Annotated in this window: 15 protein-coding genes; 9 read left to right on the top strand and 6 right to left on the bottom strand. The window is 57.5% G+C overall.

Translation table 11 applies throughout. The features are described 5' to 3' along the window. Positions 1-93 precede the first annotated feature (93 nt). The 7 genes from O5O45_RS24145 to O5O45_RS24115 all read left to right on the top strand — a co-directional run bounded on the left by O5O45_RS24145 (position 94) and on the right by O5O45_RS24115 (position 7,957). Positions 94-849, top strand: coding sequence for an RDD family protein (locus O5O45_RS24145; RefSeq protein WP_305901872.1), 756 nt, complete (start codon positions 94-96; stop codon positions 847-849). Further along, on the top strand, positions 846-1,811 hold the full coding sequence (locus O5O45_RS24140; protein WP_305901871.1) for a stage II sporulation protein M: 966 nt from the start codon (positions 846-848) through the stop codon (positions 1,809-1,811). The genes O5O45_RS24145 and O5O45_RS24140 overlap by 4 nt, the downstream gene beginning before the upstream one ends. Next, complete coding sequence (locus O5O45_RS24135) at positions 1,798-3,384, top strand: DUF4129 domain-containing protein (RefSeq protein WP_305901870.1); 1,587 nt, start codon at positions 1,798-1,800, stop codon at positions 3,382-3,384. Before O5O45_RS24140 ends, O5O45_RS24135 begins: the two co-directional genes overlap by 14 nt. Then, positions 3,371-4,603 (top strand): DUF4350 domain-containing protein, encoded by a 1,233-nt coding sequence (locus O5O45_RS24130; protein ID WP_305901869.1) that lies wholly within the window; start codon positions 3,371-3,373, stop codon positions 4,601-4,603. The genes O5O45_RS24135 and O5O45_RS24130 overlap by 14 nt, the downstream gene beginning before the upstream one ends. Then, positions 4,600-5,583: an AAA family ATPase gene (locus O5O45_RS24125; RefSeq protein WP_305901868.1), complete on the top strand. Its 984-nt coding sequence runs from the start codon at positions 4,600-4,602 to the stop codon at positions 5,581-5,583. The genes O5O45_RS24130 and O5O45_RS24125 overlap by 4 nt, the downstream gene beginning before the upstream one ends. Further along, positions 5,580-6,953, top strand: a complete 1,374-nt coding sequence (locus O5O45_RS24120) for a DUF58 domain-containing protein (RefSeq protein WP_305901867.1) — start codon at positions 5,580-5,582, stop codon at positions 6,951-6,953. The genes O5O45_RS24125 and O5O45_RS24120 overlap by 4 nt, the downstream gene beginning before the upstream one ends. A 230-nt stretch (positions 6,954-7,183) precedes the next feature. Beyond that, positions 7,184-7,957 (top strand): BPSS1780 family membrane protein, encoded by a 774-nt coding sequence (locus tag O5O45_RS24115; RefSeq protein WP_305901866.1) that lies wholly within the window; start codon positions 7,184-7,186, stop codon positions 7,955-7,957. Between the two features lie 18 nt (positions 7,958-7,975). On the opposite strand, the gene O5O45_RS24110 is transcribed toward O5O45_RS24115, so the two are convergent. The 4 genes from O5O45_RS24110 to O5O45_RS24095 form a co-directional block, all read right to left on the bottom strand. Beyond that, the gene (locus O5O45_RS24110) at positions 7,976-8,863 is read right to left on the bottom strand and encodes a hypothetical protein (RefSeq protein ID WP_305901865.1); all 888 of its coding nucleotides are present in this window, start codon (positions 8,861-8,863) and stop codon (positions 7,976-7,978) included. 88 nt (positions 8,864-8,951) lie between these two features. Next, on the bottom strand, positions 8,952-10,694 hold the full coding sequence (locus O5O45_RS24105) for a sugar phosphorylase (RefSeq protein WP_305901864.1): 1,743 nt from the start codon (positions 10,692-10,694) through the stop codon (positions 8,952-8,954). 146 nt (positions 10,695-10,840) lie between these two features. Beyond that, a complete protein-coding gene (locus O5O45_RS24100) occupies positions 10,841-12,067 on the bottom strand; it encodes a glycosyltransferase family protein (protein WP_305901863.1) in 1,227 nt (408 codons plus the stop codon). A 70-nt stretch (positions 12,068-12,137) separates the two neighbouring features. Then, entirely contained in the window at positions 12,138-12,974 is an 837-nt protein-coding gene (locus tag O5O45_RS24095) for an HAD-IIB family hydrolase (RefSeq protein WP_305901862.1), read from the bottom strand. 578 nt (positions 12,975-13,552) lie between these two features. On the opposite strand from O5O45_RS24095, the gene O5O45_RS24090 reads away from it, so the two are divergent. Both O5O45_RS24090 and O5O45_RS24085 read left to right on the top strand, forming a co-directional pair. After that, positions 13,553-14,797 (top strand): HD-GYP domain-containing protein, encoded by a 1,245-nt coding sequence (locus tag O5O45_RS24090; protein ID WP_305901861.1) that lies wholly within the window; start codon positions 13,553-13,555, stop codon positions 14,795-14,797. 11 nt (positions 14,798-14,808) lie between these two features. Continuing rightward, the gene (locus O5O45_RS24085; RefSeq protein ID WP_305901860.1) at positions 14,809-16,107 is read left to right on the top strand and encodes a putative bifunctional diguanylate cyclase/phosphodiesterase; all 1,299 of its coding nucleotides are present in this window, start codon (positions 14,809-14,811) and stop codon (positions 16,105-16,107) included. Positions 16,108-16,136: 29 nt separating this feature from the next. Here the strand turns inward: O5O45_RS24085 and gap are convergent, their stop codons facing one another. Beyond that, a complete protein-coding gene (gene gap, locus O5O45_RS24080; RefSeq protein ID WP_305901859.1) occupies positions 16,137-17,135 on the bottom strand; it encodes a type I glyceraldehyde-3-phosphate dehydrogenase in 999 nt (332 codons plus the stop codon). 174 nt (positions 17,136-17,309) lie between these two features. Beyond that, entirely contained in the window at positions 17,310-19,535 is a 2,226-nt protein-coding gene (locus tag O5O45_RS24075) for an NHL repeat-containing protein (protein ID WP_305901858.1), read from the bottom strand. Positions 19,536-19,587 lie beyond the last annotated feature (52 nt).

Genomic DNA, 19,587 nt, shown 5'->3' with positions numbered 1-19,587 from the left:
TATAAGACGCCTGTTGGGCTATGCAAGTCCGCCAACTACTGTAAAATACGGGGCCTTTTTTGATGTACTCCTCAGTAAGGTGATTAAGCCGGGATGCTGGATACTTCCATCGCAATAGAAACGCCGGAAGGCGTGGACTTCGATCTCACTCCCGCCGGGCCGCTTTCCCGCGCGCTGGCGTACATGGCCGACTTCTTCATTCGGCTGGGAGTTGTCCTGGCCTGTATGATTGTCCTGTCTATCCTTGGAGAAGCCGGTTACGGCATCGCACTGATTATTTACTTTGTGCTGGAGTGGTTTTACCCGGTGCTGTTTGAGGTATACCGGGGCGCAACGCCGGGCAAGAAGTGGATGAATCTTATCGTCGTACACGATGACGGCGCGCCCATTACCTTTTCTTCCTCATTATTGCGCAATCTTCTGCGAGCGGCGGACATACTGCCAGTGTTTTACGCGTTGGGACTGGTGTCCATGATGTGCAACAAGCAATTCAAGCGTCTGGGCGATATCGCCGCCGGCACGGTCGTAGTCAGAGCGCGTCGCGCAGAGGCGCTGACGGCGCTGGCGGAGCCGGGCGTGCGGGCGCCGAGCGTTCCTCTCAAGCCGGAAGAACAGAAGGCCATTGTGCAATTTGCGCAACGGGCTGGCGTGCTGTCCCAGGCGCGTCGTCAGGAACTGGCCAACATTCTGGAGCCGTTGCATCACGAAAAAGACGAGATGGCGGTCGTTAATCTCAATCAGATGGCGAACTATCTGCTGGGTAAAACGCCGGGTCCCGAACCTGTGCAGGAGCCTTTCGCGCCGGAGTCGTCATCATCCATCGCGCAACCACCTGAGGAGCGGCAGTGAAGCAGGACGTATTTGAGCGCCAACAGCAGCACTTCTGGAGCGAGTACGCAGTACTGCTGCAAAAGCTGGAGACAGGCGACACAACAGGCTATCGCAATTTCGCCAGCTCCTACCGGCGACTGTGTCAGCATTTGTCCGTCGCGCGTCATCGCAGTTATTCGCCGCATCTGGTTTCCTATCTGAATGACTTGATGCTGCGCGGACATCAGATGCTGTATCGTCGCCCCAGTCATTTCTGGCTGAGTTTTCTGGGGTTTATCCGTTATGACTTCCCCCAGGCGGTGCGCGCCAATCAGCACTATGTCTGGTTGGCCAGCGCCCTGTTGTATCTGCCGTTCATCTTACTGATCGTCGCTATCAAACTGCAGCCGGATTTGGTGAATCTGGTGCTGGACCCGCACGACGTCGCTTCCTACGAAGCGATGTACGATCCCACCTCGGAACGTTTGGGGCGACCGCGAGAGGCCTCTACTGACGTGCAGATGTTCGGGTTTTACATCTATAACAATATCGGTATTGCTTTCCGCACTTTCGCCACTGGTATTCTTTATACCCTGGGCAGTCTGTTCTTTTTGATTTACAACGGCATTCATATGGGCGCCGTCGCTGGACACTTGACGGAGATTGGATACACCGAGCCGTTCTGGACCTTCGTTATCGCCCACGGCGCCTTTGAGCTCACGGCGATTGTGTTTTCCGGGGCGGCGGGCATTAAGCTGGGTTTTTCTCTGCTGTCTCCTGGCAATCTCTCGCGAATGGAATCCCTGAAGCGGTCGGCGAAGGCGTGTACGCCCATTCTGTTTGGCATGGTGGGCATGTTATTGATCGCCGCCTTTATTGAAGCGTTCTGGTCGTCGGATCACACCATGCCGGCGGCAGTGAAATATAGCGTTGGCGCAGTGATGTGGGCGTTGGTGACCTGTTATTTCGTTTTCAGCGGGAGGGTGCGTGAACCCCGCTAATATCAATTTCCGTTTACGTCCCCGGGACCACTACGAAGCGGTGGATCTGGGTTGTCAGTTTGTGCGTCGCTGGTGGAAACAGCTTTACGTGGTGTGGCTGTTGACGATGACGCCGGTGGTGGCGTTGTGCTGGTTACTGATTGATGACATTAACTACGTCAGTATCGCCGTGTGGTGGGTGAAGCCGCTCTTCGAACGCGGGCAACTGTATTTTCTGAGTCGCGCCGTGTTTGGCGCGCCTCCGACGATAAAGGAAACTCTGCGGCAAACGCCGAAGCTGATGTTTCTGCAATGTTTCGCCACGCTGACCTGGCGGCGCTTCAGCCCGACCCGTTCGTTCGATTTGCCTGTCATTCAGTTGGAAGGCCTGAAAGGCAAAAACCGTCAGCAGCGTATGACGGTGCTGCATCGCGATAATGCTGCGTCTGTTAGCTTCTGGGTCACTATCGTTGGCGTGCATCTGGAGAACTTTTTGATGCTCGCCGCTGTGGGACTGGTTGTCATGTTCATCCCGCAAGGCGTGCAACTGGAGTGGGAGACCCTTTTTGAGGCTGCGCCGCTGTACACGGCATGTTACTTCGTCGGCATGGCTTTGGTGGGACCTATATACGCCGCCAGCGGCTTCGCTTTGTACCTGAATCGTCGCATCACGCTGGAAGGCTGGGACCTGGAGCTGATTTTCCGTCAGCTGGGACAACGTCTGGAAGAGCGTCAAGGGGCGTTTCCTTCTGGTGAGGGCGGCGCTGCGCGTCGAGTGACTCAGGCGTTGTGCCTGGTATTGGCGTTGGGCGCCCTGGCGCTTCCACCCTCTGGTTCTGTGCGTGCGGAGACGGCGACAGAGCAGGCTGAAACGGCGGACAGTCAAAGCTGGGACACGGAAAGATCCGCGCTGACCCCGGACAAGGCGAAAGAAGATATCGAGAAGATTCTGAAAGGTTCGGACTTCCGTAATATCGTCAAGAAAGAGGCGCCCAAATTCTGGAAAGAATGGGAAGACCGTCAGGAAGAAAAACGCGACAAGCAACTGGACGACTTCAAAAGCGCTGACTTTTCCTTTGGCGAATACTTCGCTCAGATCTTCAAACTGCTGATCTGGGCGACGTTGATTGGCCTGATTTTATACCTGTTGTATCGCTATCGGGACTCTATCCTGGCGCTGTCATGGATGCCTCGCATCGAGCGCAAGGAGAAGAGCAAGCCGACCCATGTGTTTGATCTCGATATCCGTGAAGAGTCACTGCCGCCACAGTTGGCCGACGAAGCCTGGACGCTGTGGGAGCAAGGGCGTCATCGCGACGCCTTGGGTCTGTTATACCGCGGCGGTTTGTCCCGTTTGGTGCATCGCCACGGTTTGCGTCTGAATCGCGGCGCCACGGAAGGGGATTGCGTGGCGATGGTGAAGCGGCGTCAGGGTGGCGCACTCAGCGACTATTTCGCAGTTTTGACCCGGGTCTGGCAGCATCTGGCCTACGCCCACGAACTGCCCACTGCCGAGCGTTTTCAGGAGCTGTGCCGGGGCTGGAGCGACGTGTTTGATGTGGAGCGGGAAGGAGGCGACCATGCAGCGCAGTAATTCCTTCGCCGCTATGGGTATCGCCATCGCTGTTTTGGTGCTGGTGGCTTTGGGCGTCTATTGGTATCAGGGACTGGAGTGGATCGAGTACGAGCGCGATCTGGGACCGAATGAGAAAGCCCGGCGGGAGCCTTTCCTGGCGGCGCAGATATTTATTGAAAAACGCGGCTATAAGCTGGAGAGCAATCCCAGCTTCCGTGACTTCGACAACCCGGATTTTGCGCTGAAAACCCCTACGGACGACGCCATTGTGCTGGTGGATGCATACGGCTCTCTGTCACAGAAGCGGGCGCAAACCTTGCTGGAGTGGGTGGAGCGAGGCGGTCACTTGATGGTGACGGCGAAGAACCCCTACCTCAAGGGCATGGACAAAATCCAGGACCCGATTTTCGAAGAGTTTGGGGTGGAAGTGGAGCGCAACGGCCAGGGCGATTTCGACGAGGAGCTGTGGGGAGCCATAAGCACCATTGGCGGATACGTCGGCATCACGCAAGAGGACCTGTGCCCCATGCTGTATCCCCAGGCGGAATTCTCGTTTGAGGGCGATGAAAACACCATTGGCGTGCACTTCCTTTCCAACGATACGCTCTATGGCCAGGACGATTATCTATACGCCTCCGTTGGCCCGGACGGCGCCTCGCGCATGCTGCAGTACGAATACGGCGACGGCATGGTGACATACATGGTCAGCCTGGATATGTGGAAGAACTTCGCCATCGGCTGCCAGGACCATGCCTACATGCTGTGGCAAATGGCGCCGGGAGACAGCGGGGCCATGCATTTCTATTACAACCGGGACTTTCCCAGTCTGGGGTCCGTGCTCTGGCGTCACTTCTATGCGGCGATCGCGGTAGGGGCGCTGACGCTGTTTTTATGGCTGTGGTATCGGGGCATGCGCTTCGGCCCCTTGCGGGATGAAGAGCCGGGAACCCAGCGTCAGATTCTTGAGCACATCGCCGCCAGCGCTCGTTTCCTGTGGCGTATGGATAAAGGGCAGGCCTTGGTGGAAAGCGTCAGAGCGGAAACCTGGCAGGCGATTTCCAAGCGACTGCAGCATATCACGCGGCTGGAGCAATCCGTTCAGATCGCCCAGTTGGCCAAGCATTTTCAAATGAATGAACAAGCGGTGGAAGCGGCCCTGTTCGGCCCGATACCCAATGATCCGGTAAGTTTTGTCAATATTATTCGAGCGTTGAAGCGAATAAAGGATAAGTTATGAGTGAAGCCCACATCGAAGAATCCCAACTGCAATCCATCAGCCAGCAACTACAGACTCTGAAGTCTGAGCTGGAAAAGGCGATAGTGGGGCAGTCCGATATTATCGAACATACCCTGATCGCCCTGGTGGCCGGCGGACACGTGCTGATTGAAGGCGTTCCCGGTCTGGGCAAGACGCTGCTGGTGCGGGCGCTGGCGAAAACCTTCCAGGGTAAATTCGGTCGCATTCAGTTCACTCCCGACCTGATGCCCAGCGACGTGACCGGCCACTCCATGTATCACATGGAAACGCAAAGCTTCAAAATCCGCAAAGGGCCGGCGTTCACCAACCTGCTGCTGGCCGACGAGATCAACCGCGCACCCGCTAAAACCCAGGCGGCGCTGCTGGAAGTGATGCAGGAATACCAGGTCACCATCGACGGAACCTCTTTCCCGGTGCCTACGCCATTTATGGTGCTGGCGACGCAAAACCCGATCGAGCAGGAAGGCACTTATCCGCTACCGGAAGCGGAGCTGGACCGTTTCATCATGAAGCTGCTGATCGAATTCCCCAGCGCGGAGAACGAAGCCTCCATCGTACGTCAGGTCAATGACAGCCGCGGCGCCAAGGTGGATTATCTGGCCCGGGTCAGCGCCCTGACCACGCCGGAAGAAGTCGGCTCCTGGCAGGCGGCGGCCTGGCAAATCCTGGCGGATGACGCGGTGGTGGATTACGCGGTGCGCATTACCCGCGCTACTCGCGAGTGGCCGGGCGTCGCCCGCGGCGCGGGTCCGCGCGGCAGCATCAACCTGATTCGCGCCGCGAAAGCGCGGGCGTTGATGGAAGGGCGTCCCTATATTCTGCCTGATGACGTCAAGTTACTGGCCCCGGCGGTGCTGCGTCATCGCTTACTGATGTCCGCAGACATGGAGATCGAAGGCGTCAGCGTCGATAAACTCCTCGCCGGTATGTTGGAAGAGATTGAGGCCCCCCGTAAATGAGACGCAGAGGGGTGCAACCCAGTCCGCAGTTACTCTACTGCGGACTCGTCGTCACGCTCGCTCTGCTGTGCTGGCAGGGCTATGAGTTGTGGACGGGCGACGGCGATTGGCTGCCGGCGCCAGGTAGTGAGGTCGGCGAAGGCTTTTTCTATGTGCTGATGGGGCTTGCGACGGTGGCGGTGTTGCTGCTGGCGGCGGACCTGTTCGTGTCCTGGCGTCTGCCATCGGCGCAGATTCACCGCGAGATTCGCCACAATCTGGCGTTGGACCAGTGGATTCCCGTCAAACTCACCATTACCCATGACTTTCCTTACGCGGCTACGCTGGAAGTGCATGACCATCTTCCGGTGGATTGCGAGTTCGAAGGATTGCCTTTGGTTGTGCCAATGGAGCCGGGTCACCGCACGACAGTGGAGTATCGACTGCGGCCCCGTCGCCGCGGCCCCTTGGAGTTAACCCGGGCGGAAGTCCGCGTGCGTTCGGTGGCGGGATTCTGGCTGTTGCGTCAGACCCATGTCGTGGAAACTTCCGCCAAGGTGTTTCCGGATTTCGCTTCCATTGAAGGCTACCAGTTGTTGGCCACGGACAATCACACCAGCCAGATGGGCATCCGCCGCAAGCCGCGTCGCGGCGAAGGCATGGATTTCCACCAGTTGCGGGAATATCGGCAGGGGGATTCACAGCGGCAGATCGACTGGAAAGCCACCTCTCGCCGCCAGAAACTGATTTCCCGGGAGTATCAGGACGAGCGAGATCAGCAGGTCATACTGCTGCTGGACGGCGGCCGTCGTATGTTGACGCAGGATGGCGTCAGTACGCACTTCGACCACTGCCTGAACTGTTTGCTGATGTTGTCGTACGTGGCCTTACGCCAGGGCGACGCGGTGGGCATGATGAGTTTCGGCGCTTCAGTAAAGCATGCGTCGCCGATCAAGGGCGCCACCAATATCAACCGCCTGATCAACCAGTTTTACGACTTCTATCCGGATAAATCCGCGCCGGATTATCTGGAGGCGGCCCGCGAGTTGATGCAGCGCTACCGCAAACGTTCCCTGGTGGTGCTCACCACCAACTTGAGAGAAGAGGACAGCGAAGACATCATCAACGCCTGTCGCCTGCTGCAAAAGCGTCATTTGGTGCTGGTGGCGAATTTGCGCGAGGAAACCCTGGACCGGACGCTGGCGGAGGACGTTCGCAATTTCGATCAGGCTGTGGTCTACGCCGGTGTGGTGGACTATCTGCGCCAGCGGGACAAGCTACAGGAAAAACTGCGCGCACAAGGTCTGTTCTTCGTGGATTGCGCTCCCAGCAAGCTCACCGCGCAGGTTATCAACAGCTACTTCTCCATCAAGCGGGCGGGCTACCTATAGCCCCCTTTACGCGCTTCGGGGTGGGCTCTGCTATGCTTTCATCTGTCCAAGCATTTATTCGCGTAGCAATGATATTCGTATGTTAATGGCGTGTTAATAAAGGGGCGCAAGGATGCGCCTGCGCGGCGGCTAGCCGCGGGAGGCAGGGCCTGACATGTGCAGGCCCTGTCGTTGCAGACAATTAGAAGGAAGCTATTTGTCTGCCTGATTAATATATAGGAGCCTGTCCCGTGTCCGACCCTAATCCCTATCAACCGCCGTCATCAGAAGTGATGGATGAATCCAATTCGCCCGTCACATTGGGTCCGCCGCAAAGCATGCCCGCTGGCAGCGGCTGGAGCTGGATTGCAGAGGGCTTCGCGATCTTTCGCGCAGGCCCGGGGCCCTGGATTGGGATGATGATCGTGTATGTTCTGATCATGCTTGTAGTGGGGATTTTGCCTTTGATCTCCATCGTTCTGGTGAATATTCTGGCGCCTCTGTTGATGGCGGGCTTTATGATCGCCAGTCGCAGGGGGGCGACCTCGGGGCGCATTGAGTTTGCCGATATGTTCGTCGCCGTACAGGAAAAATCGACGCCGTTGATTCTGTTCGGGCTTATCATTTTGGGATTCAGCGCAGTGATTATGATCATCTGCGGCGCATTGTTTTTTTCTTCGGTGGCGGACTCCATGGATGCGGCGCAGTTCGGCGGCGCGCCGGATACCAAGTTCCTGCTGGCGGTTCTGATTTATCTGGGATTATTTATACCGCTGATGATGGGCGCCTGGTTCGCGCCGGCGTTGATCGTATTTCACGACCTGGGCCCCTGGGACGCGTTTACTACGAGTTTTAAAGGCTGTCTGGTGAATATCATTCCGTTCCTGCTGTACGGAATCATTTCTTTCATACTCATGATCCCGGCGGTGATTCCGTTAGGTCTGGGAATGCTGGTGTTGGGGCCGACGCTGATTGGCTCGATCTACGCCGCTTACAAGGATATTTTTCTGGTCACCGAGCAATAGCGAACGGACTTTGGACCCTTAGGGTCTGATGCTGCGCAACAGCGCCAGCAGGTCCGGCGCCAATTGCGCATAGCTGGCCAACAAGCCGGCGGCGTCCAGGGCGTCGGCTTTGCTGGCCAGCGCATTCTCCTGCACCTGATCCACCAGACGATGCAGATAGCGTTCTCCGCGTAGTCGGTTCACTGCGATTTCCGATACCGGCGCCAACAGGGGCGCGATGGCGATGGCGGCGACTACGCCGGCGGCGGCTCCGCTCCAGGTCACCCAGGCGGGGGCGCCGGCCCATTGCACCCAGAGCGCCCCCCACCAGGACTGCTGCGCCAGATACAGGCTGCTCGCCATGGCGCTGCCAGTGGCGATGGCGCTACCGAAAGTGGCTTGTCCGCCGAGGCTTTTGCCCAGCGCGCCGACCAACAGGAACACCAGTAGATCGCGTCCGCCTTCCCGTGGACCGCTCAGCGACTGCATACGCTGACTCAAAAACGACTGGATCTCCTGCTGATGACCCTGCATATGCGGCTGACGCATCAGCTCGCCGCACTCCTGCAGTTCCGGAATATGGCGCTCCATCAAGCGTTGAATCTGGTTTTGCAGAGCGGGCAGTTGCAGCAGCTCTTCCGTGATGATGCGCAGCATCGCCTGTTCCTTGCCGGACAACTCCGTCTGCGCCGTCGCTTTATTGCGGCGTATCAGCTTGCCGGCGACGCGAACCAGTCCCCGCGGCAGACTCATCAGGTCCGCTGGGATATCGCGACGATGGGTCCAGTGGCGCCGCAGAATGGCTTTGGTGGAGGACATATGCTCCGCGTATACCCGGGGAACGCGGGCATGGGCTTCCGTAAAGTGGCGCAGGAGCGTTTGCTCAATATCCTGCTCAAGTTGATCTGTGGCGGTAGCGTCTGACACGGTGAGGGCGCTGCTCGAAGTAAATGGTTAATGCGCTCCCGATTTTACCCTATCGCGCCGCAAACCGGCATACTGCTTTGTTCTCCCCCTACAGCCTCACATTGGTTAGCCAGATGTACTGGTAGGGGCGCAGGATAATCTGTCCCACCCGGTCCTCGAACGCCTGCTCGGAAATCAAATCGAACCATTGGTCGGTGGAGATCAGATTCAGCTCCGCCAGATTAATGGACTGCGGCTGATCCGAAACGTTATGGATGGCGAAAATGCTTTGCATGCGATCCTGGCTTTGGCGCCAGAATGAGAAAAGCGCATCCCCGGTGTGCAGGGTGTATTGCGTGGCGTTGGGATGGAAGGCCTTTTGGCGTTTACGGATGGCGATCAGTTTCTGCATGGCGGCGAACACTTTTGGATGATGCCCCTCCCCTTGCAGCGCCTGCTCCAGGTCCTGCTGACGCCAGATGTGGCGATTGATGGAGCGGAACTGACCAGTGTGCTCCACCCGCTCATAATCATTTTCCGTTCCGACCAGACTGTGAATGTAAAACGCGGGGACGCCTTCCAGCGCCAACATAATAGCGTGGGCGCAGAGAAAACGGGCGAAGCCGAAGTGGTCGGGGCCATGTTGCACGGTGCCGCTGAGCGCGTTCCACAGACTGATATTGATTTCATAGAACTTAGGCTGGCCATCGGGACCGGTGCGTGCGCTGGCCTTGCCGCCGAACTTCTGCATGGTGGACACCAGCGCATCCAGCTCCCACTCGCTCAGCAAGCCCTCGGTGGGGCGCAATCCCACGCCGTCATGGGAGGCGATGAAGTTCAGGTAAGTGGTTCCCTGTTGCGCCGGCGGCATGCTCATCAGCCACTTCTTCAGGTATTCGCAACTGCCGGTGACCAGACTGTTGATCAACAATGGCGGCAAGGAGAAGTTGTAGATCAGATGGGCTTCGTTGGCGTTGCCGAAATAGGTCAGGTTTTCGTGGTTGGGAATATTGGTCTCGGTAATGATGACCGCGTCATGGGCGCGATGCTCGATCAGCAGGCGCAACAGGCGGATCATCTCATGGGTTTCGGGCAGGTTGATGCAGGAGGTCCCGGGTACTTTCCAGAGAAACGCCACTGCATCCAGCCGGAACCAGCGCACGCCTTTGTCCAGATACAGACGCAATATGCGCAAAAACTCCAGTAGCACCTGCGGATTGCGGAAATTCAGGTCGATCTGATCATGACTGAAGGTGCACCAGACATGGCGGACGCCGCCAGCCGTGGCGACTTCCCGCAGCAACGGCGAGGTGCGCGGCCGCACCACCTGGGTTAAATCCGTATCGGGAGAGGCCTCCACAAAGTAATCAACGCCGGGCGTCTGTCCCGCCTTGTAGTTTTCGAACCAGAGGGAGCGGCTGGAGCAATGGTTGATGACCAGATCCCCCATCACTTTGAACTCCCGGGTGAAGGCGGCGATATCCTCCCAGTCGCCGAGGGCGGGATTCACGGTGGTGTAATCCATGACGCTGAAACCGTCGTCGGAGCTATAAGGAAAAAACGGCAGAATATGTACGATGCTGATGCAATGCCGCAGCTGACTGCGTAAAAATTCATGCAGGCTGTGTAATGGCGGCTCGTTATCGCTGCGTAAAGTATCGCCGTAAGTGATCAGTACGGCGTCTTCCTGGGACCAGGGGTTACGGTGAGGTTGCGGAGGCGGCGCGTTGGGCTCCAGTCCGAATGTGGCCAGGCATTCTTTGACGAAATTAAGCGCGTTGACGTCCGGATACAGCGTTTTGATGTGCTCCATCAGGCGCTGCTCCAATTGAGTGAGCGAGGCGTGCTCCATAATTCTGCAGTTCTCCTGGTTGGAAAAGCGGTTTATCCCAAGACGTCACCTACAGCATAGCGCTTTGACCGCGCAGTGCGGACGTCGTCGCTGTTTCTCCTGATAAACATCGGGGCCAGCTGCGACGTTGCCGCAGTCGCAACAGACTAATGATCGGCGAACTCCCGCATGTCGGCGTCAACGGCGTCATAAAGGCGCGTCAGCACGCTGGGGAAAGCGCTGATGACCCGGTTCCAGGACGGGATGAACGGCGCTTCCATCGGGTGTTCCAGGAAGTACTCGCCAGCCTTCATGATATTCTTGGCGAACAGCTCTACGGCCTGCTCTTCATGATGCACGTCGAGGGCCAGTCCATTGATTTCCGCGTCGTTGCGGTAGGTCTCCACAAAATCCAGCGCAATGCGGAAGTAGCAGGCCTTGATCGTGCGGAAAGTTTCCTGATTGAAGACGATGCCCTGGGTGGCCAGTTTGCGGAACAGGGCTTTGGTGATGTCGATGGACATTTTCGACAGCCCGGTGTCGTCGTTGTCGGCGGACAGGTCCTGGTGCTTGTGGTCGTACACGTCGGCGATATCTACCTGACACAGGCGGTTGGTGGAGTAGTTGCGCTTCATTTCGCTCAGGACGCCGATTTCCAGACCCCAGTCGCTGGGGATGCGAATATCGTTGATCACGTCTTTGCGAAACGAGAACTCGCCGGCCAGGGGATAGCGGTAACTGTCCAGATAGTCGAGGAAATCCAGATGGCCGAGCACTTTCTTCAGCGCCCGCAACAGCGGCGTCACCAGCAGGCGGCTTACGCGACCGTTGATTTTGCCGTTGGCGACGCGGGCGTAATAGCCTTTGCAGAATTCATAGTTGAAGTTGGGATTGGCCACGGGGTAAATCAGGCGCGCCAGTAGCTCGCGGTCATAAGTGACAATGTCGCAGTCATGCAGCGCGACGGATTCGCAGGCCCCGGAGGCCAGCACATAGCCAAGACAGAACCAGACGTTGCGACCCTTGCCCGGTTCCCGCGGCGACAGCGATTCCTGCTTCAGTTCCGCGTCGATGGCGCGCAGTCGGGGGCCGTCGTTCCACAGCACCCGATGGCGTTGCGGCAATGCGGAGAAGAATTGCAGAGCTTCCCGGTATTGCCCTTCATCCGCCCGGTCCAGACCAATGATGATTTCCTCCAGATAAGGCACTTTGCATAAGTGCTCCAGGATGCGCGGCATGGCTTCGCCCTGCAGCTCTGAATACAGGCAGGGAAGCACCAGCGCCAAAGGTCTGCGTTGAGAAAAGGCGACCAACTCCCGTTCGATATCCTCCAGGGGACGACGGGACAGGTTATGCAGGGTGGTTACTATGCCGTTTTGATAAAAATCGCCCATGCTTGATCCTCTTTATTGTCGGCGTGCGTCCCCTGAATGAAGCCGGAACGCCGCAGCATTCCGGCGCAGGTTACGTACGCATGGATGGCGCGTTCAGCGACTGTTGCGACGCAAGCACCTGTTCTACGGCTTCGGCCCAGCCCTCCGGGCCGAACTTCCTGGTCAGGATGCGCTCCTTGCGCTCCAGGGAAGGCGGCAGATGTGAGGGAGAACGCACTACCACCGCAATATCCGCGGCGTTGAGCATGGCGATGTCATTATGGCTATCGCCCAGGGCCATGCTGACCGGCGTCTCGCCGCAACGTTCGGCGTAAAGCTCCGTCAGCCATTGCATGGCGGTGGCCTTGTTGAATTGCCCCATCACATGCAAGAAGCGGCCGCCGCGTAAAATTTGCAAACCTGTGTCATTAAGTTCGGCGGTGAATTGTTTTAACGCCGCTGGACTGTCCTCCCAAACCAGCGGCTCCGTGAATTCGCGCTGCTTGGCCAGGGCCGCGTCGGCCTTGGACAAACCGGTGAGCGACGCCACTGCTTCGGCGTCCATTTCGTAAAAACTTTTGAAGCCGTAGGCGCCTTTAAACTCCTGCAGCACGTCCAGAATATGTTGCCGACTGGGACCGAAGCTCTTGGCGTAAAACTCTTCGCTGACCCGCGCGCCGCAGAATGGCTCCTGAAACTGGGATTTCGGCAGATACACCGCGGCGCCATTCTCAACAATGAATGGGTCCTGGTGATGCAGCCTTTGGCGCAATGCGCGTAGTTCGGCGTAAGTTTTACTGGTGTTCCAGACGCAGGGAATGCGCCATTGCTTTAACTTGGCCAACGTGGGTAATGCTGAATCCGCAGCGTAGGTGTGGTGATCGAGCAAGGTTCCGTCCAGGTCGGTGTAAATGATTAACTGGCTCATATCGTTCCCACTGGGACTATCGTCCGGTTGATGTCGTTGTGATGGTGTTTCTGCAAATCCGATACCAGCTTCCCCGCGACAGGGATGTTTCTCCCTTTCGTTCCCTGTTCGATCTGATCTGGCATGGCCTGACGATGCAGAAACTCCCGGTTACTGTGTCGAATGCGCCCAAAAAGCGGGCGCCGATTGGGCGTAAGCGCCAAGGCGCCTTATTTTGGTGCGTTGAACGCAAGAATACCTGCTCCCTTTTTTCTTTTACGCTTCCGGACGGGCCGGCGCAACAGGATGGGAAACCCCGGCGTGGGCCATCTGCTGAGAGGAATACACACAATCGGCTACAAATTTCTGCATGTAATCCATATATAAATTAAGCTATAAGAAACGGATTAATGAATCAGCCATACGGAAAAGGCGCCTGCGGCGCGCGCGACGAAAAGCTTATATGAATCGTTAACAGTAAACGCATAGCTGAAACTCACGAAACATCCCGCCGGCAAGGCGCCCATGGCGCACGAACCGAACCAGCGTTGATGGAAACGGCGATAATCTCCATCTGCGCTTAACTGAATCGGGTACGCATGAAACACGAAATAAAGACGATCGAACTTCCCTGCGGCAAGCTTGAGGTGGGTATGTTCGTCAGCCAGTTGGATCGTCCCTGGCTGGACACGCCATTTCCGTTACAGGGCTTTCTGCTGCGCACCCGGCGTGATATCGAACTCCTGCAACAGTTTTGCGATTACGTCTATATCGATACGGTGAAAGGCCGTAGACCCAAGGGCGGCGTGTCGCCTCTGTCAGTCAACATCAAAGACTCCCTGCATCGTCGTCGAAAACTGTTGCCTGGCGTCAAGCTGCACAATTATGTGGACGTCGCGCCGTTGGAAGAAGAGATGCCGGTGGCTAAAGCGTTGTACAAAGATTTCAGCGCCAACGTCGCTTATCTGATGGATGAAATGAGCCGCGGCGCGTCCTTTCAGCTCAAGAAATTTCAGGCCCTGGTTGCGCCCATGGTGGAAAGCGTTATCCGCAACCCGGATGCCTGCGCCTTGATGGCCCGAATGAAGAATCAGGACTCCTACGCTTATAAACACTCCATGAGCGTTTCCGTCTGGTGCGTCATTATGGGGCGGCAATTGGGCCTGTCGCAGAAAGACCTGGAGGAACTGGCGGTCGGCGGACTGTTGCTGGATGTCGGCAAGCTGCAATTGCCGTCGGAACTGTTGATGCAGGCGCGCCGTCTTGAGGATCATGAGTTTGAGCTGATGAAAAGCCATGTGGCGCGCGGACTGGAGACAGTGAAGAACATCGAGGGCGTCAGCCGCACGATATTGGCCATGGTGGAGAACCACCATGAGCGCCACAATGGCTCCGGTTATCCACGGGGCATGGCGGCGAATGCGATTCCCATCTACGCCCGCATCGCTTCTCTGGCGGATTGCTATGACGCCATCACCAGCCAACGCCCATACGCTCATCCCCTGCCGCCCTCTGAGGCGGTGCGCAAACTGTATGAATGGCGCAACGTGGAATTTCAGGCGGAACTTGTAGAAGAGTTTATCCAGGCGGTGGGCATCTACCCCGCCGGCACTTTGGTCGAGTTGACCGACGGACAAGTGGGCATCGTTATCGGAGAATACCGCTCCAGACGCCTGCGACCCCGTTTGCTGATGTTGCTGGACAGCGAGAAAAACCTGTACGACGTTCCCAAAGAGCTTGATTTGCTGGATTGCCTGGAGTCCAGCGCAGGTCAGCCGCTGCATATCGAACGCAGTCTGGAGCCGGGCTCGTACGACATTGATCCTGAAACGCTCTATATCTAGATGGAGTCATTATGAGCGACGCGCCCAACACGACGACGCCGCAGCGCAGTGAATTTCTACAGGAACTGCGGCGTGCTGCGACAGTGTTGCCGGAAGGACGTGCGCTGGGAGTCATTGTCTTCGATCTGCGGCGTTTGCTGAGGACCAACGAAATATATGGCGACGCGGTCGGCGATCACCTGTTTCAGGCCGTCGGCGAGCGCCTGCATAAACTCAGAGAAGGAAAAGGTCCCGTCTTTTGCGTGGGCGACGGACGCTTCGCTATCACGGTGCAGGCGGTCAGCGCGGCGATATTGCAGCTGGCGGCGCAGCAGATGCTGAAAGTGCTGGAGCAACCCCTGGATATCGATAGCCACCGACTCAGCGTGCATCTCACCTGTGGCGGCGCCAGTTACCCCGCGCATACCTCTAAACCTGAGACCTTGTTGACCTGTGCAGAGCAGGCTCTCTCAGGAGCTAAATATTTGCGCGTGCGCTATATGGACTACAGCGACATGCCGGAAAACCGTCGGCTGGGAGACTGGAATATTGAAAGGGAAGTGATCCAGGCGATTGAGCAGAACTCTCTGGAACTGTACTTCCAACCTAAAATTCACATTCCCTCGCAAACCGTCGCAGGCGCTGAGGCGCTATTGAGATGGCGCAGCCCGACCCGAGGATATGTGTCGCCGGAACTGTTCATTCCCTATATCGAAAACGCCGGTCTTTCCTATGAACTGCAGAAGTGGGTGCTCAATACCGCCTTGCGCCTGGGACGCGACTGGCTGGACCGCTATCCCGACTTTGCCCTGGCGGTGAATATCTCGCCGGAGTTTGTCTCCAATCCTGAACTGAGCAATCTGGTGCTGGGAGCGCTGGGCATATGGGACGCCGAGCCGGAAAACCTGGTGCTGGAGTTAACGGAAACTGTGTTGCTGTGGGAGCGCAATCGCAGCATCGATAACCTGGAGGCGCTGAGGGTGACGGGCGTATCCGTAGCGATTGACGATTTCGGCACCGGCTACTCTTCGCTGGAATATTTTAAAGATCTGCCCGCTAATCAATTAAAGATCGATAAGGCGTTCGTCTTTCGCATGCTGGATCATCCTGCGGACGGCGATATGGTGGGTCTGATGATTCGTCTGGCGCATATTTTCGGCATGCAGGTGGTGGCGGAGGGCGTGGAGGACGCGGCCTCGTTGCATCGTCTGGCCGCGATGGGTTGCGAGCAGGCGCAGGGATTTTACTTTTGCAAACCCATCCCCCGAGACGCTTTCACCGAATGGATGCATGCATTCCACCCCGCGCAGTATTTCCGCGAAGACGTCTGATCTCTGTCACGCTCGCGCCTTCGTTTAAATCAGGCGCTCATCATGGTTAGCGCGGTGTCCAGCATACGATGAGAAAACCCCCATTCGTTGTCATACCAGGCGAGCACCTTCACCATGCCTTCGTGAGACTGGGTATGGTTGGCGTCGAAGATGGCGGAGGCGGTGGAATGAGTGAAGTCGATGGACACCAGCGGCTTATCGTTGTACTCGAGCACCGGCGTCTCCCGGCTGGCCGCCAGCATCATGGCGTTGATCTCCTCGGCGCTGACATGGCGCGCTACTTTTAAAGACAAATCCAGCAGGGACACATTGGCGGTGGGCACCCGCACCGCCATACCGGTCAAACGCCCCTCCAGCCCAGGCAGCACCTTGCCAATGGCGCGTGCGGCTCCGGTGCGGGTGGGGATCATGGACAGGCCGGCGGCTCTGGCGCGGAACAGATCTTTTTTATGCGCCAGATCCAGCAGATGCTGGTCGTTGGTGTAGCTGTGAATGGTAGTCAGCACGCCTTGTTCGATCCCCAGGTTTTCATGCAGCACCATCGCTACCGGGGCCAGGCAGTTGGTGGTGCAGGAGGCGTTGGAGACGATGGTGTGACGGGCTTCAAGAACATGCTCGTTGACGCCGTACACCACTGTGGCGTCGGCGTCCTCGGCTGGGGCTGAGATCAGCACTTTCGATGCGCCGGCCATGATATGAGCTTCAGCCTTTTCCCGTTTGGTGAATCTGCCGGTGCATTCCAGCACCAGGTCCACATTGGCCACCGCCCAGGGCAACTCCAGTGGGTCGCTATGCTGCAACATGGCGATGTCGTCGCCGGCGACTCGCAATAGTTCGCCACTGAGCCGGACTTCCTGACTGAACTTGCCATGAACGGAGTCGTAGCGCAGCAGATGAGTGCAGGTCTCCCGGTCCGCCAGATCGTTGATCGCCACCACCTGGATCATGTCCCGATATCCGGATTCATAGATGGCGCGTAATACATTGCGTCCGATGCGACCGAAACCGTTGATGCCGACCCGTATCATATGTAACCCCTTCGCATGGCCTTATTGCGGCGGCTGCCCCTGGCGCTGTTCGTTAACGGTGTGACTAGGTTAAGTCTTTGATCCGTGTGCGAATTGACGCCGAGTGCAGGCGACCAAGTTTATTTGCATAAACTTAAGTATAGAGCCTGCGCGAAAGTTCGTTATTTCACAGCATCAAAGGAACATCGTTGGCGGAGGATGCTTTGCGCGCAGGCGAGCGTGGGCCTCCTGCAAGCGGTCCAGATGCATCTCCCGCAACTCCGGCTGATTTTGCTGATCCGACTGACTGGCCAGCACCAACAGGTGCTCCTTGATCTCTTCTGCGGTCGCCTTGGTTTCAGGGTGCATTTCATGTAAATGCGGCGCCGGCGCGCGCCGCAGTCGCACCTGGCGCTCGCCATTGAGGGCTGGCGCGGGTTTGCGGGCGTCCAATTCATACAGGTGCACCACATTCAGCGCGCAATCGGGCACGGCGATAAAGTTGCCGGCGCCATGGAGAAGAAAAGGCATCCATAACTGTCCAGTGCCCGGTTCGGCTCCCAGACCCGCATAGCTGCAGATAAATTTCCCGTCCGGGGTAAACACCTTGAGGGCGCGGTTGACCAGATCATTCACCACCAAGTGGCCGTTGACGTAATGCACGCCGGTGGGCAGCAGGAAATGATCGCCGGTATCGCCATATCCCGCCTGGCCAAAAGCGCCGATGTAGGTCCCGTCCGCCTCGAAAATCTGAATGCGGTTGTTGAACTGATCGCTGACATAGACGCGCCCTTGTTCATCCAGCGTCACGTCGCTGGGGGAATGAAACTCTCCTGGTCCGGCGCCAAAGCGGCCGAAAGTGCGAACATGACCGACAATGCCGTGGCGGTCGATGCGCCATTGCGAAATCCGATGATTGCCGGAATCCGCGATATAAATGTCTCCCTGCGGCGATACCGCCATACCCATTGGCTTCGATAACTCCCAGGGATCGTCGCCGGGACCGCCAAAAAAGGTATACAGCGTCAGGTCGTTGATGAAAGGGTTATATTGCAGGACAGAGATGAAACCACTCAGGTAGTTGCCCAGCAGCAGCAGGGGAGCGTCGGCGTCGATTTGCCCGGGCAGGGGTTGTGAAGGCTGGTAAATATCTACGCCCAGCATGCCGGCGAACATGGCGTAACTGATCTGCTCGGGAATTTCCACTTGTTCATTGAGGTCGGAATGCAGCACCGTGCGCGGCACTGCGTTCATCATCCAAACGCCCACATCCGGGTCTTCCCGCACATTGAGCGCGGAGCGCCACCACATCTGACAGGCGTCCCAGTAATGGAACCACCATTGTGCGGACATCTGCGCCGGCCAGAACGGAGACGAGGCGTCAATCTGAGGCGACGTTATCCGGGGCTTGTCTACCATCGCCACGGAGGTTACGTAGTAAAACTGACCGGGATTGCTACGCGGGTTACCGGCCTGGGCGATGAAGGTGGGGGTATCCAGACCGGGAATCAGGTCCTTGGGGTCGAGCAGATAGACCGTCGCCAGAATAGGGTCGGACACCAGCAGTCGGTTGGCTTTGCCCGGGACGGCGGTGACTTGAATGGGAGCGAAAAAGCCATGCATGGAGTCCAAGGGCCGCCCCTCGCGGTCAAAGACGCCAATCTGGTATTCGCCGCTGCCGGGAATATACAGGCGGTTGTGGGCCACCGTCACATCCCGGGCGACGCCAAGTCCGGTCAACTCGCTGCGTCCTGTGGCGGCGAAGGGGACGCCTTTACCCTGCAGGTCGCAACGCAGTACGTTGGCGTGGCCAGTATTGGCGATGTACAGGCGGCCTTCGTTATCGGTGCTGAGGCCTTGCGGCCAAAGCAGGGTCAGTTGCTCTCCGCCGCAGTCGATATGTTGGATATCGTGGCTGAACTCGCCGCTTTCAGTGAAAATGGCGATACGGCTGTCGCCCTCGCTATTGGCGTAAAATTCATCGGCTACACAGAGATGGCCGTTAATAAAAGTCAGCCCGTTCGGCCCCACTAAGGGCTCTTTCTGCTTGTCTCCAAATACATTGACCACATCCAGCTGCAGATCCTTGCGATATGCGATGACCTGGATACGACGATTGGCGAGGTCCGACACATACATGAGCGCTTTCGTGGGATGTGGGCAGAGGCGGAAGGGCATGTTGAAACGGCCGGGTGTCCTGCCCGGCCCTCCGAATACCGCCAGCACCTCGCTGAGGTAAGGATTCATGATCACCAGACGATTGTTTCCGGTGTCCGCGATCCATACGCGTCGGTGGCGATCCACCGCCAGACCGACCGGCGAATTGAAGGTAAATTCAGGATGGGTGGCGAGAACGAAAGGCGTGGCGGTGGTTGGGGCGGTTTCAGTATGACCAAGCGAAGAGCGATAACTCAGCAGCATGACGAGCTCCCTTTCTGACTGAGCGATACAGTCGGTTTCCGCCCTGACTGCC

Source organism: Hahella sp. HNIBRBA332, from assembly GCF_030719035.1.
GTDB lineage: Bacteria > Pseudomonadota > Gammaproteobacteria > Pseudomonadales > Oleiphilaceae > Hahella.
Note: the sequence above shows the minus strand (reverse complement) of the source record. Positions and strands in the feature narration are given on the sequence as shown.